The sequence below is a fragment of the Roseovarius sp. D22-M7 genome (genome assembly GCF_037083785.1).
GTDB lineage: Bacteria > Pseudomonadota > Alphaproteobacteria > Rhodobacterales > Rhodobacteraceae > Roseovarius.
Window position 1 is genome coordinate 62802 of the sequence record NZ_JBAPKY010000016.1, and the last position, 15164, is coordinate 77965.

The window sequence follows — 15164 nt, forward strand, 5'->3', positions numbered from 1 at the left end:
ACGTCCCTTTCCTGCTGTCGGGCGCAGACTAGGCCCGTCGTGCAGCGGGGTCCAGAGCGATCAGTCGCGCGGCGGTGCCTCGGCCAGAAGGCTTGCGAGGTCGAGCGGGTCGTTCACCATGGCAAGCCGGCCGTCGGCGTCGCGGGGCCATTCGGCCTCGGGCTTGTCGCTATATAGCTCGACGCCGTTACGATCCGGGTCCGACAGGTACACCGCCTCGCTCACCCCGTGATCGGCGGCACCCTCGACGGGGATGCCCGCCGCGCGTACACGCCGCAACGCATCAGCCAGCGCCGCCCGGTCGGGGTAGAGAAACGCGGTGTGGAACAGACCGGTATGTCCCTTGGGCGGCGGCGTGCCGCCAAGCGACTTCCACGTGTTCAGCCCGATATGGTGATGATAGCCGCCTGCCGACAGGAACGCCGCCTGCCCGCCCGCGTAATATTGTTGCACCTCGAATCCCAGCACGCCGGAATAGAACGCGATGGCGCGCTCCAGATCCGAGACCTTGAGATGGACGTGACCGATGCGAGTGGCGGGATGAACATGGGACATGGCGGGCTCCTGAGTTGCGTGACACCAACATGGCCCCTGCCCGTTTCGCGCACAATTGCGCCCGAACACTCACCCCGCGTGCGCTGGCGCGCAGAACTGCGCGACACGTACACAACGCGCGTACGAAACGTACACGCTGTACGCTTTACACGGCGGCCTTGCGGCTCTCGTCGATGTAAATCTCGCGCAATCTGCGGGCCACCGGCCCGGGTGCGCCATCGCCCAGCGCCGTCCCGTCGATCTCGACCACCGGCATCACGAATGCACTGGCCGAGGTCACGAACGCCTCGTCCGCGGCCTTGGCCTCGTCGAGGGTGAAGGGCCGCTCCTCGACCTGCATCTGCGCCTCGCGGGCAAAGCTCAGCACGGCGGCGCGGGTGATCCCGTGCAGGATCTCGTGGCTCAGGTGCCGGGTGACGATCGTGTTGCCCTTGACGATATAGGCGTTGTTGCTGGTGCCCTCGGTCACGTGCCCGTCCTCGATCATCCAGGCATCGTCGGCTCCGGCCTTCCTGGCCATCATCTTGCCCATCGACGGGTAAAGAAGCTGCACGGTCTTGATGTCGCGGCGGCCCCAGCGAAGATCGTCTATGCTGATGATCTTCATGCCTTTTTTCGCCGCCGGGTTATCCGCCAGCCCGGGCTTGGACTGGGTGAACAGCACCAGCGTCGGTGGGGTCGTCTCGGGGTCGGGAAAGACGAAATCGCGGTCGCCATCGCTGCCGCGCGTGACCTGCAGATAGATCAGCCCGTCCTCGATCCCGTTGCGCGCGACGAGGTCGCGGTGGATTTCCAGGAGGTTGTCGAAGCCATCGGGCTTGCGCATGTCAAGCTCGTTTAGCGAGCGTTCCAGCCGCGCGAGGTGCCCCTCGAAATCCACCAACTTGCCATCCAGCACGCTGGTCACCTCGTAGACCCCGTCGGCCATCAGGAACCCCCGGTCGAAGATCGAGACCCGCGCCTCGGTCTCCGGCAGGTACTCGCCGTTCACGTAAACAGTGCGCATGATGCTACCCCCACAAGGCGGCGTCGGGCGGATGCACCCCCGCCGCATCGAATTTCAAAGCGTTGCCACGGTCTTCGGCCAACAGCAAAGGCCCGTCAAGATCCGTGACCATCGCCCCCTGCGCCACGAGTGTCGCAGGCGCCATCGCAAGGCTTGATCCGACCATGCAACCCACCATGATCGCATAGTTTTCCGCCTTTGCGGCGTTGCGCAGCGCCAGCGCTTCGGTCAGGCCCCCGGTCTTGTCCAGCTTGATGTTGACCACGTCGTACTTACCGCGAAGGTCCCTCAGGCTGGCGCGGTCGTGGCACGACTCGTCGGCGCAGACCGGCACCGGGCGGTCCATCCCGATCAGCGAGTCATCCTCGCCCGCAGGCAGCGGCTGCTCGACCAGCGCGACCCCAAGGCGCAGCAGGTGCGGCGCGAGGTCGGCATAGACGGCCGCATTCCAGCCCTCGTTGGCATCGACGATGATCCGCGCCTCGGGCGCGCCGCGCCGTACCGCCTCCAGCCGCGGCATGTCGTCGGGCGTGCCCAGCTTGATCTTCAGGACCGGCCGATGTGCGTTCTTGGCGGCCTGAAGCTCCATCGCCTCGGGCGTATCCAGCGACAGCGTATAGGCGGTGATCTCGGGGCCCGGCGCGGCCAATCCGGCCAGTTCCCAGACCCGCCGGCGGGCCTGCTTGGCCGCCAGGTCCCACAACGCGCAATCGACCGCGTTGCGCGCCGCTCCCGCCGGCAGCAGATCGTAAAGCCCCGCGCGCGTCAGCTTTTTCGGCAATCCCTCGATCTGTGCGGTCACGCTGTCGAGCGTCTCGTCATAGCGCGCATAGGGCACGCATTCGCCCCATCCCGTCACGCCGCCCTCGCTGATCCGCACGGTCAGCACGCGCGCCTCGGTCCGCGAGCCGCGGCTGATGGTAAACACCTGCGCCAGCCGGAACACGTCGCGCGTCACTGAAATTTCCATTTCGCCCCGCCTTCATCTTTCCCAAAATACTCCCGCCGGAGGCATCCCGACGCGGCCACGCGCGCCGCGCCCGATCAGAGCGTGGCAAGCGCATCCACCAGCTTGCTCGCCCCGAACCGGTAGGGATCGGTGGCCGGCAGCCCGATCTCGCTTTCGACCCCGGCAAGGTAGGCCCGCGCGGTGTCTTCGTCCATGTGCTGCGTGTTGACCGCCACGGCCACCACCTGGCAATTGGGGTTCGAGATCCGCGCAAGCGGCAGCGCGGTGTCGCGCAGTTGCTCCAGTGTTGGCAGGCTGTAATCGGGCAGGCCCCGCATATGCGTGCGCGTCGGCTCGTGGCAAAGGATCAGCGCATCGGGCTGGCCGCCATGCACCAGCGCCAGCGTCACGCCGGAATAGGACACGTGGTAAAGGCTGCCCTGACCCTCGATCAGGTCCCAGTGATCGGCATCGTTGTCGGGTGTCAGCCATTCCACCGCGCCGGCCATGAAATCCGCCACCACAGCATCCAGCGGCACGCCGTCGCCGGTGATGAGGATCCCGGTCTGCCCGGTGGGCCTAAAGGTGGCCTTCAGACCGCGGGCGTGCATCTCGCCCTCCATCGCCATCGCGGTATACATCTTGCCGACAGAGCAATCGGTGCCCACCGGCAGGCAGCGCTTGCCGCTACGTTTCTTGCCGTCGGCGATGGGATACTTGACTTCCGGGACGCGCACATCGTGCAGTTTTCGCCCCGTCGCCTCGGCCACCGCTTTGAGGTCGGGCTCGTCGCGCAGCAGGTTATGCAGCCCCGCGGCAAGGTCGAACCCCTCTTCCATCGCGGTCACCAGCACCTTCTTCCAGGCGTTGGAAATGACCCCGCCGCGATTGGCCACGCCGATCACCATGGTCTTCGCCCCGGCGGCCTTGGCCTCGGCCAGGGTCATGTCTGTCAGGCCCAGATCTGCGCCGCAGCCCGGCAGGCGGAACTGGCCGACGGCATTGTCGGGCCGCCAGTCGCGGATGCCGATGGCGACCTTCGCGGCCAGCATGTCGGGCGCATCGCCCAGGAACAGCAGATAGGGGGTCTCGATCATGGCTCGGCTCCGGTTGTTCGGCGTGTGCGGCGGCTGCGGAATTGCGAGCGGAAAGAACCGCGATTTGCCGCCCGGTTCAACCGCAGTCACGCAATACCTATCCGATGGCGCGGCGGATTGCACGCATTCGCGGCGCCCGCATGCTGCGGTGCACGAAAGAACCTTGCGAAGGCGGGTGCAGTTTCATACCCACAAGCGCGACAGTCACCCGATCCCTTCAATCGATGGAGCGCCCCCGAGATGAGCTTTCGCCTGCAACCCGCCCCGCCTGCCCGCCCAAACCGGTGTCAGCTTTTCGGTCCCGGCTCCAACACCAAACTTTTCGAGAAGATGGCGGCGAGCGCCGCGGACGTGATCAATATCGACCTCGAGGATTCGGTCGCGCCCACCGACAAGGAAAGTGCTCGCGCCAACACCATTCAGGCGATCAACGATGTCGACTGGGGCAAGAAATGCCTGTCGGTGCGGATCAACGGGCTCGACACGCCGTTCTGGTATCGCGACGTCGTCGACCTTCTGGAACAGACCAGCGACCGGCTCGACCAGATCATGATCCCCAAGGCGGGCTGTGCGGGCGACATCTACGCGGTGGACGCGCTGGTCACGGCGATCGAGGCCGCGAAGGGCCGCAAGAAGCGTATCGGCTTCGAAGTGATCATCGAATCCGCCGCCGGTATCGCCCATGTCGAGGAGATCGCGGCCTCCTCGCCGCGCATGCAGGCCATGAGCCTTGGCGCCGCCGATTTCGCGGCCTCGATGGGCATGTCGACGACCGGCATCGGCGGCACGCAGGAAAACTACTACATGCTGCATGAGGGCGCGAAATACTGGGCCGATCCGTGGCACTGGGCGCAAAGCGCCATCGTCGCCGCCTGCCGCACGCATGGCCTTCTGCCGGTCGACGGGCCGTTCGGCGATTTCAGCGACGATGACGGCTTCCGCGCACAGGCGCTGCGCTCGGCCACGCTCGGCATGGTGGGCAAATGGGCGATCCACCCCAGGCAGGTGGCGCTCGCCAACGAGATCTTCACGCCCTCGGACGCCGCCGTCGAGGAAGCCCGCGAGATCCTCGCGGCGATGGAAGAGGCCAAGGCCCGCGGCGAGGGGGCGACCACCTACAAGGGCCGTCTCGTCGACATCGCCTCGATCAAGCAGGCCGAAGGCATCGTCAGGCAGGCCGAGATGATCGCGGAAATCTGACATGCTCGCAGACCCGCCCCGGCACGTCGCGCCGGGGCAGACGCTGCGTCAGAGAAACTCTTCGGGATGCACCGTCTCGATCCCGAGGGCCGCGCCCACGGCGGCATAGGTCAGATGCCCGGCATGCACGTTGAGCCCCTTCAGCAAGTTGGGATCCTCGGCGCAGGCCCGCTTCCACCCCTTGTCGGCAAGGGCCAGCATGAACGGCATGGTCGCATTGCCAAGCGCCAGCGTCGATGTCCGCGCGACGGCCCCAGGCATGTTGGCCACGCAGTAATGCATGATCCCGTCGACCTCGTAGATCGGATCCTGGTGGGTGGTCGCCTTCGAGGTCTCGAAACAGCCGCCCTGGTCGATCGCCACGTCCACCAGCACGGCACCGGGCTTCATCACCGCGAACTGATCGCGGCGCACCAGCTTGGGCGCAGCCGCCCCCGGGATCAGCACCGCGCCGATCACCATGTCTGAAAGTGGCAGCAACTCGTCCACCAGCCCGGCCGAGGAATAGCCGGTCTTGAAGAGACCGCCGAACACATCGTCGAGATAACGCAGCCTCTGCAGCGACCGGTCGAGCACGGTGACGTCCGCGCCCATGCCCGCGGCGATCCGCGCCGCATGGGTGCCGACGACACCGCCGCCGATCACCATGACACGCGCCGGGCCGACGCCGGGCACGCCGCCCATCAGCATGCCACGCCCGCCATTGGATTTCTGCAACGTCCATGCGCCGACCTGCGGCGCGAGACGGCCCGCCACTTCGGACATCGGCGCGAGCAGCGGCAACCCGCCCGAGCGATCGGTGACCGTCTCGTAGGCGATGGCGGTACAGCCCGACTCGATAAGATCGCGGGTCTGCGCCGGATCCGGCGCGAGATGCAGGTAAGTAAACAGGATCTGCCCGTCCCGCAGCATCTTGCGCTCGGCCGCCTGCGGCTCCTTGACCTTCACGATCATGTCGGCCTGCGCGAAGACCTGTTCGGCGGTTTCGACGATCCGTGCGCCGGCGGCCTCGTAGACTGCATCGTCGAAACCCGCACCGACGCCGGCACCAGCCTGCACGATCACCTCGTGACCGTGCCCCGTGGCCTCTTGCGCGGCATTGGGCGTCACGCCCACGCGGAACTCCTGCGGCTTTATCTCAGTCAGGCACCCGATCTTCATGACGTCGTCTCCTCCACATGTCTCTCTTTAGTTTTGATCAAAACCCGCGCAAAAGGGATTGAAACTTTGTGCGTAAATCGGGACTCTGTGCAAGATACTTTGAGGATTTGTGATTTTCTGGGAAGGAACGTGCGCGGTCATGCTGGATGAAATGGATCGCCGGTTGTTGCGCGTGCTGCAAGGACGCGGCCGGATCTCGAACGCGGATCTCGCCGAGGCGGTGAACCTCTCGGCCTCGGCCTGTCACCGGCGGGTGCAGCGGCTCGAGGCCGAGGGCTATATCAAGGGCTATGTCGCGCTTCTGGATACCCGCAAGATGGGCGTCCCGGCGACGGTTTTCGTCGAGATCACCCTCAGCACGCAGGCCGACGAGGTGCTCGAGGCGTTCGAGACCGCGGTCGCGCGCGTGCCCGATCTGCTCGAATGCCACCTGACCGCCGGGACCGCCGATTACATTCTCAAGATCGTCGCCGAGGACACCGAGGATTTCGCCCGCATCCATCGGCAGTATCTCACGCGCCTGCCCGGCGTCGCCAAGATGCAGTCGAGCTTCGCATTGCGCACCGTGGTCTCGACCACGGCGCTATCGGTCTGACGCGGGCAGTCCCTAGCCGATCATCCCGCCGGCATCGCCCAGTTCCTCGTAATGCCGCTTGAGCCGTTGCAGCGCGATGCGCAGCACGATCTTGGCCGATCGCGCGGACCATCCCATCTTCTTCTCGGCGCGTTCCAGCCCCTCAAGGTAGCAACAGCAGCGCAACGCCACGTCGCCGAGGCCCGGCCCGAGATCGCGCAGCGCCCCGATCACCCGGGCGCGCGCGGCCTCGGCGCCATAGCCGGCTTGCATCGCCGGGCCGCCCCGGTCGTCGACATGGCTCAGGAAATGATCCCAGTTCTGCGTCACGCGCGGCGCCATCTGGGCCAGCTCGAAATCCTCGCGCAGCCTCTCGCCGGCGCGCACCAGGTCGTGCGACAGGAACCGGCTGCCATCCTTGTCGCGCCGCCGGGCCAGCGCGATCAGCGGCGACTCGGCCAGGCCGTAGCGGATCCGGCGCGAGGACGCGGCCCCGGATGCTTCGCTGCCGCCCCCGTCGTCCAGCACGATCGGCGCCTCGCGCAGGCCGGACGCCACGTTTTCCGCGTCGGCCATCATCTGGCCAAGCGCGGCACGTCCCTTGCCTGTCACGTGGTAGCGCGAGATGCGGCCCGGATTGTCGCAGGCGATCCAGCCCTTCAGCGCCAGCGCCTCGGCGACGTCGCGATCCACCACCGCGGTGCGCGCCGGCGCGCCCGCGCCGCTGTCGCGCACCACCACGGCCTTGTCCATATCCGCCGAGACCGCCAACAGCGCCCCGCTCTCACACAGCCGGCGCAGCACGCGGCGCGCCTCGGATTGCAGCCGCGCGGTGCTGAGCGTGATATCGGTGTCGCGGGCTTTCGTTTCGAGTTGAACTGTCATCTTGTTGGTCTCCTTGACAGGAGAACCGGGTCGCCTTGCACTTGCCACGTTCTGGCCCAGACGGCGCAGCGCCTCGTCCACGAGAACATCGTCGCGGAGTGTCTCGAAGGTACGGATCTGACGCAGGACGGTCGAGGCATGCCGACCCGAATGCCGGGCCAGCGCGCGGATCGGCGTGCCGCTCTCGATATGCGCAAGGTAGTGCAGCGCGGCCTCGGGCACCCATGACGGGACCCGCGGCATCGCGGCCTTGCTCATCATCTGTTCGCGCATAGCCCACCCCCAAGCTCAGCCAGCATCGGCGGCCGGTCAGCGCCGGCCACCCGATCCCCAGATTTATCCACAACTAAGACGTGCAATGATTACCGGTTCGTTAAGTGTTTCCACAAAATCAACCTTGATTGATAAATGGTAAACAAATTCAGCCCCCTACGTACGCCGAGCCGGGGGAAGCGCAACGGGGCTGGAAACCGTGCAAGAACGGCTTCGCACAATCAGAAGGGGAACTAGCGATGCAGAATGGTCTTACCGCGTTCAACGGCCTGCGGCGTCCGCCGCTCCTGATCCGCGCGGCGCGGATCGGGATGGCGGGCTATGACCGGTCCGCGCATCTGGCGCGGCATCTGGGCCAAGGGCCGCTGCCGCGCGCCGGTGACGCGCTGATGCCGCTGATCGAGATCGAAGCGGGGCTCGAGGCCGACAGAAAAGGCCGCGCCGCCCATTACCAGGCGGCGCGGCATGTGGATGTCCTGATCGCGATGATCGGCGAGGTGCGTCACCTGCAGGGCGCGCAAGCCGTCGAGGCCTGAGCGCGCTGCAGGGCGTTATCCGAAGGCGTCCTGCATCTCGCTCTTGCGCTGCGCGACGAAGGCGTGCAGCGCCTCGTTGATGCCAGGATCGAGCTGCGGCTGCTGATAATCGTTCAACAGCTTGCGCAGGCGCGCGTTGGCCAGCGTCAAGGTGTCGCGCGCGCCTTCCTCGGACCAGGTCTCGAATGGTTTGTAATCAAAGAGATCAGAGCGCCAGAAGGCGGACTTGTAATTGGCCTGCGTATGGGCGCAGCCAAGGTAATGCCCGCCGGGCCCGACTTCGCGGATGGCATCCATCGCCTGCCCGTTCTCGTCCATGTGCACGCCCTGGGCGAGGTGATGCAGCGCGCCAAGCTGGTCGGAATCCATCACGAATTTCTCGAAACTCGCCACCAGCCCGCCTTCCAGCCAGCCGCAGGCGTGCAGCATGAAGTTGACCCCCGACAGAAGCCCCACATTGAGGCTGTTGGCGGTCTCGTAGGCGGCCTGCGCATCCGGCAGCTTGGAGCCGTTGAAGGACCCCGCCGACCGGTAGGGCAGGTTCAGCCGCCGTGCCAGCTGGCCCATGCCGTACGTGATATGGGCCGCCTCGGGCGTTCCGAAGGTGGGCGCGCCCGAGTTCATGTCGATCGAGGTGACGAACGCCCCCATGATCATCGGCGCGCCGGGGCGCACCAGCTGGCTGTAGGCGATGCCCGCAAGCACCTCGGCCAGCACCTGCGTCAGGGTGCCGGCGACCGTGGTGGGCGCCATCGCGCCGCCGACGATGAAGGGCGACAGGATGCAGGCCTGGTTGTTGGCTGCATAGACCTCGAGAGAGCCCATCATCACGTCGTCGAAGGTCATCGGCGAGTTGACGTTGATCAGCGACGTCATCACCGTGTTGTCCTGCACGAAATCCTGTCCGAACAGTATACCCGCCATGTCGACGCTGTCCTGCGCGCGCGAGGGTTCGGTCACCGATCCCATGAACGGCTTGTCCGACAGGGTCATGTGCGCCAGCAGCATGTCGAGATGGCGCTTGTTGACGGGGATGTCCGTCGGCTCGCAGACCGTGCCGCCCGAATGGTGCAGCCATTTGGACATGTAGCCCAAGCGCACGAAATTGCGGAAATCCTCGATCGTCGCGTAGCGCCGACCACCTTCCATGTCATGCACGAAGGGCGGGCCGTAGATCGGCGCGAGCACCAGCGAGCGCCCGCCGATCTCGACCGTGCGCTCGGGGTTGCGGGCATGCTGGGTGATCCGCGACGGCGCGGTCGCGATCAGCTGCCGCGCCAGCCCGCGCGGGATGCGCACCCGCTCGCCGGTCACCTCGGCGCCGGCCTCGCGCCAACGGTCGAGTGCGGCGGGATTCTCGACGAAATTGACGCCGACCTCCTCGAGGATCGTCTCGGCGTTGGCCTCGATGATCTCCAGCGCCTCTTCGGTCAGGATCTCGAAATTGGGGATATTGCGTTCGATGTAGCGCGCGGTCTCGACGCTGACGGCGGTGCGTTCCGCGCGGCGTGCGGCCCCGCCACCGCCCCGCGTCCGTCTGCTGCGCGTTGCTGCTTCTGCCATGGATGCACCCTCTGCTTGCATGCTTCGTCACTCGCCCAAGCCCCGCTCTCGGACAAGGCCTCCGCCCCGTTCTAACGGCTCGCGGGCGACAAGCAGGCCCGGATTCCGGCGCGTTGAGGGGAAAAACGACATATGCTGCGGCCGCCAGCCGCGTCAGGTCTCTTGCGTACGGGTCTTCTGCGCGGGTTCGGGCACCGGGTCATGGCCGCATCCCCCCCAAGGGTTGCAGCGCCCGATCCGCCGCAGCGCCAGCCACCCGCCCCGCAGCGCGCCATGCATCGCGAGCGCGTCGAGCGCGTATTGGCTGCAGGTCGGCTGATAGCGGCAGTGCCAGCCGACCCAGGGCGACAGGATCAACCGGTATGCCCGGATCGGCATTGACAGGAGGCGGGCCGGCAGGGTCATGACGCGCGGCCCAGCCTTCGCAGCGCGTGGACGAGATCGTCGCGCAAGTCCGCATAGGGCCGGGTCACCGTCTGCCCCGCGCGCCCGATCAGCACGTAATCCCAGCCGAGCTGCCCGGAACCGTTCAGCACGTCGCGCGCAACCGCCCGCAGGCGGCGCTTGGCACGGTTGCGCAGCACGGCATTGCCGACCTTCTTGGAACAGGTGAACCCGACCCGAATCGCCGGGTTGCCGTCGCGCCGGTCGCGACCTTGCACCATCATTCCCGGCACACCCTCGCGCCTGGCTCGCGCCGCGGCAAGAAAATCGCGCCTCTTGCGCATGACGCAAAGATTGCCCCGGACTCGACAAAACACCCCCGGCCGCGGTGTCCCTGCTTGAGTTTCAGGGGCCGTCGAGGGTGTCATGGTCTTGGGATGGCCCTGGCGCTCAGGCGCTCAGCGACTTGCGGCCCCGCGCGCGGCGCGCGTTGAGGATCTTGCGCCCGGCCTTGGTGGCCATCCGTGCCCGAAAGCCGTGGCGGTGCTTGCGCACGAGGTTCGAGGGTTGAAAGGTGCGTTTCATCGCTCCGTCTCCGACATTGTCTGGCAGCGCTTCAGGAACCGCGTCTGCGTCATTGCATGCTAGATTTCGTCCTTTAGCCGCCCTGCCCGGCCAAGTCAAACCCCAGGACGCGGCCGCGGCGACAAAATCCATCAGCGACCGCTGCACCAAGATTCTGCACGCCCGCGCGTGCGGTGCTACATCCAATGCACGAGAACGTTGCCTCCATCACCGCCAGTCACCCTCGCGTGAGGCCACTGGCGCGCGCGCCCGCTTCCATGCAACTGGGGGGCAGCACCAACCAAACAGAGTGGACCCATGGACAATAGCATGCGGCAACAAAGCGATCCCCAACGTCGAGGCTGGCTGCGGCACGCGCCGCTGGCCGTGATACTGACTGTGGCCGTGATCGGGTATTTCACCCTGCGCGACCACATCACCTTCGACACCCTGCGCGACAACCGCGAGGCGCTTCTGGCCTTTCGCGACGCCAATTACGCGGCGATGATCCTGGCCTTCATCGCCGTCTACCTGGTGATCGTCGCCTTCTCGCTGCCCGGCGCCGCGGTGGCCTCGGTCACCGGCGGGTTCCTGTTCGGGCTGCCCGCGGGCACCGCGGCCAACGTGATCGCCGCCTCGCTCGGGGCGTTCGCGATATTCCTTGCCGCCCGCTGGGGGCTGGGCGAGGCCTTGGCGGCGAAGATCGAGACTTCCGAAGGCCGGCTCAAGCGCCTCAAGGCGGCACTGCACGAGAACGAGATCAGCGTGCTCTTCCTGATCCGGCTGGTGCCGGCGGTACCGTTTTTCGTGGCCAACCTGCTGCCGGCGCTGGTCGGGGTGCGGTTCTTCAACTTCGCGATCACCACGGTGCTCGGGATCATTCCCGGCGCGCTTGTCTTCACCTGGATCGGCGTGGGCCTCGGCGAGGTGTTCGACCGCGGAGACACCCCCGATCTGTCGCTGCTTTGGGAGCCGCAGATCCTCGGGCCGATTCTCGGGCTCGCCGCCCTCGCGGCACTGCCCCTCGCGATCAAGGCTATTCGCGGCAGGAAGGACATCTGAGCATGCAAGAGATTGAAACCGACCTGCTGGTCATCGGGGCCGGTTCTGCGGGACTGTCCGTGGCGGCGGGCGCCGTGCAGATGGGTGCCAGCGTCACCCTGCTGGAAGGCCACAAGATGGGCGGCGATTGCCTGAATTACGGTTGCGTGCCGTCGAAGGCGCTGATCGCCAGTGGCAAGGCCGCCCATGCGCAAGCCCATGCGTCGCAATACGGCATCGCCGATGTGACGCCGCAGGTGGATTACGCCGCCACCAAGGATCACATCGCCGGTGTCATCGGCCACATCGAGCCCAATGACAGCGTGGAGCGGTTCGAGGGGCTCGGCGTGCGGGTGATCCGTGAATTCGGCAAGTTCATCTCGCCGCGCAAGGTAGAAGCCGGCGATCACGTCATCACAGCGCGGCGGGTGATCCTCGCCACCGGCTCGTCGCCGCTGGTGCCGCCGATCCCGGGGCTCGACCAAGTGCCGTACGAGACCAACGAGACCATCTTTCAACTTCGCGAGAAGCCGGGCCACCTGCTGGTGATCGGCGGCGGGCCCATCGGCATGGAGATGGCGCAGGCGCATCGCCGCCTGGGCAGTGACGTGACGGTGATCGAGGGCGCCTCTTTGCTGGGTCAGGACGACCCCGAGACCGCGCAGGTGATACGCGACCGGTTCGCGGCCGAGGGAATCGCGATCGAGGAAGGCGCCACCGCCGCCGAGATCCGCGGCACCGCCGGCGCGATCGAGGTCGAAGCGGGCGATGGCCGCGTGTTTACCGGCACGCATCTGCTGATCGCCGTCGGACGCCGCGCCAACACCGACAGTCTCAACCTCGACGCCGCCGGGATCGAGACCACCAGGCGCGGGATCAAGGTCAATGCCTCGATGCGCACCACCAACCGCCGCGTCTACGCCATCGGCGACGTCGCGGGCGGCATGCAGTTCACCCACGTGGCGAACTATCACGCCGGGCTGATCATCCGCCAAGCGCTGCTCGGCCTGCCCGCAAAGGAGCGCACGGATCACGTGCCGTGGTGCACCTACACCCAGCCGGAACTGGCGCAGGTGGGTCTGACCGAAAAGGCCGCACGCGCCACGCATGGCGGCAATCTCGAGGTGGTGCGGTTCGCATATGCCGAAAACGACCGCGCCATCGCCGAGCGCAAGACAGAAGGCCTGATCAAGGTCATGGTGGTCCGCGGACGCCCCGTCGGCGCGTCGATCGCCGGCGAGCAGGCCGGGGAACTGATCGGGTTCTGGGCATTCGTCCTCGCCAACCGGCTCAAGATGAAACATGTCGCGGGGATGGTCGCGCCCTACCCCACGCTCGGCGAGATCAACAAGCGGGTCGCGGGCGCCTATTTCTCGCCCCGCCTGTTCGACAGCCTGATTATAAGGAACATGGTCGGTTTCGTACAACGCTGGTTGCCCTGATCGCCGCAAACCGGCTTAACGGCCCATGTCGGGACCAAGGGAGACACCGCTTGCTCAACTCACTTTCGGGGCGCTTTCTGATCCTGACCGTCATCTTCGTGATGCTGGCCGAGATCCTGATCTTCGTGCCCTCCATCGCCCGGTTCCGCGAAGATTTCCTGACGAACCGGCTGGAACGCGCGCAGATCGCCTCGCTCGTCCTGCTGGCCGAGGACGAGGTGAACGCCGACCTGCAAGAGGAACTCTTGAAAAATGCAGGCGTTTTCAACGTCGTCCTGCGCCGCGACGAGGCGCGCCAGCTCGTGCTGTCGTCCCCGGTGCCGAAGCCCGTGGCGGCAACCTTCGATTTGCGCGAGGCCCCGGCTCTGGCGCTGATCCGCGATGCGCTGCGCCGGATGGCCACGCCCGAGCCCGAGGTGATCCGCGTGATCGGCCAGCCGGTGCGGATGGGCGGGCTGCTGATCGAGATCACGCTCGAGACCGGCGATCTCCGCGCCGCGATGATCGATTACGGGTTGCGCATCCTGTGGTTGTCGCTGGTCATCTCGGTGATCACCGCGCTGCTGCTCTTCTGGGCCGTGCAATGCTTCATCGTGCGGCCGATCAAGCGCGTTGTCGGCAACATGCAGGCCTATGCCGCCGCCCCCGAGGATGCCCGTCAGGTGATCGAACCCTCTGCCGCGATCCGCGATCTGCGCGAGGCCGAAGAGACGCTGCAATCGCTGCAGACCCAGCTGACCGGCGCGTTGCGGCAGAAAGAGCATCTCGCCCAGCTTGGCGGGGCCGTGGCGAAGGTCAGCCACGACCTGCGCAACATCCTGACTTCGGCACAGCTCTTCACCGATCGCCTGGGACTGAGCGAGGATCCCCGCGTAAAACGCATGGCCCCCAAGCTGGTCAAGTCCCTGACCCGCGCGGTGCATCTGTGCGAGGCGACCCTGGCCTATGGCAAGGCCGAGGAACCGGGGCCGACGCTGGCGCGCCTGCGCCTCGCCGATATCGTGGCCGACGTGATCGACAGCGAGCGGCTGTCGGCCGGCGAGGCGGATGTGACCTTCACCCAGGAGGTCTCCGGCGACCTCGTCCTGCGGGCCGATGCCGAACAGTTGCAACGGGTGATCGCCAATCTCGTGCGCAACGCGCGCCAGGCCATCCTTAACAGCGGCGCCGCGGGCGAGATCACGGTGCAGGCCTGCGAGGATGGCGGCGCCTGGATCATCGAGGTGCACGATACCGGCCCCGGCCTGCCGCCAAAGGCCCGCGCGCACCTCTTCGAGCCGTTCCGGGGCGGGGCCACCAAGGGCGGTACCGGCCTCGGCCTCACTATCGCCGCCGAACTGGTGCGTGGCCATGGCGGCACCCTGTCGCTCGCAGACAGCGACGCGACCGGCACGGTGTTCCGCATCACCCTGCCCAAGGGAAATCTGGGCCACACGCAATAAAGCCCCCAAAGCCCCCTTGCATCACCGCGCCATAGCGTCTATCCGCCCCGGCAGCGGACCGATAGCTCAGCTGGATAGAGTACCTGACTACGAATCAGGGGGTCGGGGGTTCGAATCCTCCTCGGTCCGCCATTCACCCCAATATTTACTATATAAGTCATAATCTTATGAGGTCGTGCCGCAGGCCTTGTGCATCCTACCCACCAACCGAAAAAGCGCAGGGTCTCGTAGCGCGCCCGCCAAAACACACAGTGTTTCGCAGGTGGCGCCTATATGCCTTTTTGATGGATGCCGCGCCAAGCCGAAATGATCGCTATGCTGTAAGTTTCTCGGACGCCACACGAGGTGGTGGAGTAGCGCGCGATGCTGTCTGGCGTCGGAGAAGCGCGCAAGCACGAAAACGCGGGGTTGGGCGGGGTGGGGACGACGACGGTCGGAAATCGGACAAGATAATGGCCGGTTGACCCGAGAATATAAATGCGATCATTCTGC

General features: G+C 66.2%; 17 protein-coding genes and 1 tRNA gene. 7 read left to right on the top strand and 11 right to left on the bottom strand.

Annotated features, from left to right (window positions below):
• Nucleotides 1–60: 60 nt before the first annotated feature.
• From V8324_RS09385 to dgcN, 4 genes are all read right to left on the bottom strand, one after another.
• The gene (locus V8324_RS09385; RefSeq protein ID WP_336419673.1) at nt 61–555 is read right to left on the bottom strand and encodes a VOC family protein; all 495 of its coding nucleotides are present in this window, start codon (nt 553–555) and stop codon (nt 61–63) included.
• Nucleotides 556–700: 145 nt separating this feature from the next.
• Nucleotides 701–1561 (bottom strand): D-amino-acid transaminase, encoded by an 861-nt coding sequence (locus V8324_RS09390; protein WP_336419674.1) that lies wholly within the window; start codon nt 1559–1561, stop codon nt 701–703.
• A 4-nt stretch (nt 1562–1565) separates the two neighbouring features.
• Entirely contained in the window at nt 1566–2531 is a 966-nt protein-coding gene (gene dgcA, locus V8324_RS09395; RefSeq protein WP_336419675.1) for an N-acetyl-D-Glu racemase DgcA, read from the bottom strand.
• Between the two features lie 74 nt (nt 2532–2605).
• Nucleotides 2606–3607, bottom strand: a complete 1002-nt coding sequence (dgcN, locus tag V8324_RS09400; protein ID WP_336419676.1) for an N-acetyltransferase DgcN — start codon at nt 3605–3607, stop codon at nt 2606–2608.
• A gap of 240 nt (nt 3608–3847) precedes the next feature.
• Here dgcN and V8324_RS09405 point away from each other — a divergent pair, with 240 nt between their 5' ends.
• Nucleotides 3848–4807, top strand: a complete 960-nt coding sequence (locus V8324_RS09405; protein ID WP_336419677.1) for an L-malyl-CoA/beta-methylmalyl-CoA lyase — start codon at nt 3848–3850, stop codon at nt 4805–4807.
• Between the two features lie 48 nt (nt 4808–4855).
• Here the strand turns inward: V8324_RS09405 and ald are convergent, their stop codons facing one another.
• On the bottom strand, nt 4856–5968 hold the full coding sequence (ald, locus tag V8324_RS09410; protein WP_336419678.1) for an alanine dehydrogenase: 1113 nt from the start codon (nt 5966–5968) through the stop codon (nt 4856–4858).
• A 139-nt stretch (nt 5969–6107) separates the two neighbouring features.
• Between ald and V8324_RS09415 the strand changes: the two genes are divergently transcribed.
• The gene (locus V8324_RS09415) at nt 6108–6563 is read left to right on the top strand and encodes an Lrp/AsnC family transcriptional regulator (protein ID WP_336419679.1); all 456 of its coding nucleotides are present in this window, start codon (nt 6108–6110) and stop codon (nt 6561–6563) included.
• A gap of 12 nt (nt 6564–6575) precedes the next feature.
• Here the strand turns inward: V8324_RS09415 and V8324_RS09420 are convergent, their stop codons facing one another.
• A complete protein-coding gene (locus V8324_RS09420; protein WP_336419680.1) occupies nt 6576–7700 on the bottom strand; it encodes a DUF6456 domain-containing protein in 1125 nt (374 codons plus the stop codon).
• 239 nt (nt 7701–7939) lie between these two features.
• Between V8324_RS09420 and V8324_RS09425 the strand changes: the two genes are divergently transcribed.
• Nucleotides 7940–8236: a DUF6477 family protein gene (locus V8324_RS09425; protein ID WP_336419681.1), complete on the top strand. Its 297-nt coding sequence runs from the start codon at nt 7940–7942 to the stop codon at nt 8234–8236.
• 15 nt (nt 8237–8251) lie between these two features.
• On the opposite strand, the gene V8324_RS09430 is transcribed toward V8324_RS09425, so the two are convergent.
• The 4 genes from V8324_RS09430 to rpmH form a co-directional block, all read right to left on the bottom strand.
• On the bottom strand, nt 8252–9799 hold the full coding sequence (locus V8324_RS09430; protein WP_336419682.1) for a trimethylamine methyltransferase family protein: 1548 nt from the start codon (nt 9797–9799) through the stop codon (nt 8252–8254).
• Between the two features lie 153 nt (nt 9800–9952).
• On the bottom strand, nt 9953–10204 hold the full coding sequence (yidD, locus tag V8324_RS09435; protein ID WP_336419683.1) for a membrane protein insertion efficiency factor YidD: 252 nt from the start codon (nt 10202–10204) through the stop codon (nt 9953–9955).
• Entirely contained in the window at nt 10201–10611 is a 411-nt protein-coding gene (gene rnpA, locus V8324_RS09440; protein WP_442970500.1) for a ribonuclease P protein component, read from the bottom strand. Before rnpA ends, yidD begins: the two co-directional genes overlap by 4 nt.
• Nucleotides 10612–10633: 22 nt before the next feature.
• Nucleotides 10634–10768 (bottom strand): 50S ribosomal protein L34, encoded by a 135-nt coding sequence (gene rpmH / locus V8324_RS09445; protein WP_104020418.1) that lies wholly within the window; start codon nt 10766–10768, stop codon nt 10634–10636.
• 309 nt (nt 10769–11077) lie between these two features.
• Here rpmH and V8324_RS09450 point away from each other — a divergent pair, with 309 nt between their 5' ends.
• The 4 genes from V8324_RS09450 (at nt 11078) to V8324_RS09465 (ending at nt 14804) form a co-directional block, all read left to right on the top strand.
• Complete coding sequence (locus V8324_RS09450; RefSeq protein ID WP_336419685.1) at nt 11078–11809, top strand: TVP38/TMEM64 family protein; 732 nt, start codon at nt 11078–11080, stop codon at nt 11807–11809.
• 2 nt (nt 11810–11811) lie between these two features.
• The gene (locus V8324_RS09455) at nt 11812–13230 is read left to right on the top strand and encodes a dihydrolipoyl dehydrogenase family protein (RefSeq protein ID WP_336419686.1); all 1419 of its coding nucleotides are present in this window, start codon (nt 11812–11814) and stop codon (nt 13228–13230) included.
• Nucleotides 13231–13280: 50 nt separating this feature from the next.
• Nucleotides 13281–14672, top strand: a complete 1392-nt coding sequence (locus V8324_RS09460; RefSeq protein ID WP_336419687.1) for a sensor histidine kinase — start codon at nt 13281–13283, stop codon at nt 14670–14672.
• A 55-nt stretch (nt 14673–14727) separates the two neighbouring features.
• Nucleotides 14728–14804 (top strand) — tRNA-Arg (locus V8324_RS09465).
• Nucleotides 14805–14941: 137 nt separating this feature from the next.
• Here the strand turns inward: V8324_RS09465 and V8324_RS09470 are convergent.
• A partial coding sequence (locus V8324_RS09470; protein ID WP_336419688.1) for a hypothetical protein occupies nt 14942–15164 on the bottom strand: 223 nt, incomplete at its 5' end.

Excerpts from the sequence above, each read along its gene's own strand:
- V8324_RS09450 (WP_336419685.1), top strand. The coding sequence starts at position 11,078 with ATGCGGCAACAAAGCGATCCCCAACGTCGAGGCTGGCTGCGGCACGCG.
- rpmH (WP_104020418.1), bottom strand. The coding sequence starts at position 10,768 with ATGAAACGCACCTTTCAACCCTCGAACCTCGTGCGCAAGCACCGCCAC.
- V8324_RS09420 (WP_336419680.1), bottom strand. The coding sequence starts at position 7,700 with ATGCGCGAACAGATGATGAGCAAGGCCGCGATGCCGCGGGTCCCGTCA.
- V8324_RS09415 (WP_336419679.1), top strand. The coding sequence starts at position 6,108 with ATGCTGGATGAAATGGATCGCCGGTTGTTGCGCGTGCTGCAAGGACGC.
- V8324_RS09430 (WP_336419682.1), bottom strand. The coding sequence starts at position 9,799 with ATGGCAGAAGCAGCAACGCGCAGCAGACGGACGCGGGGCGGTGGCGGG.
- V8324_RS09405 (WP_336419677.1), top strand. The coding sequence starts at position 3,848 with ATGAGCTTTCGCCTGCAACCCGCCCCGCCTGCCCGCCCAAACCGGTGT.
- V8324_RS09455 (WP_336419686.1), top strand. The coding sequence starts at position 11,812 with ATGCAAGAGATTGAAACCGACCTGCTGGTCATCGGGGCCGGTTCTGCG.
- dgcA (WP_336419675.1), bottom strand. The coding sequence starts at position 2,531 with ATGGAAATTTCAGTGACGCGCGACGTGTTCCGGCTGGCGCAGGTGTTT.
- yidD (WP_336419683.1), bottom strand. The coding sequence starts at position 10,204 with ATGACCCTGCCGGCCCGCCTCCTGTCAATGCCGATCCGGGCATACCGG.
- ald (WP_336419678.1), bottom strand. The coding sequence starts at position 5,968 with ATGAAGATCGGGTGCCTGACTGAGATAAAGCCGCAGGAGTTCCGCGTG.
- dgcN (WP_336419676.1), bottom strand. The coding sequence starts at position 3,607 with ATGATCGAGACCCCCTATCTGCTGTTCCTGGGCGATGCGCCCGACATG.
- rnpA (WP_442970500.1), bottom strand. The coding sequence starts at position 10,611 with ATGACACCCTCGACGGCCCCTGAAACTCAAGCAGGGACACCGCGGCCG.
- V8324_RS09425 (WP_336419681.1), top strand. The coding sequence starts at position 7,940 with ATGCAGAATGGTCTTACCGCGTTCAACGGCCTGCGGCGTCCGCCGCTC.
- V8324_RS09390 (WP_336419674.1), bottom strand. The coding sequence starts at position 1,561 with ATGCGCACTGTTTACGTGAACGGCGAGTACCTGCCGGAGACCGAGGCG.
- V8324_RS09385 (WP_336419673.1), bottom strand. The coding sequence starts at position 555 with ATGTCCCATGTTCATCCCGCCACTCGCATCGGTCACGTCCATCTCAAG.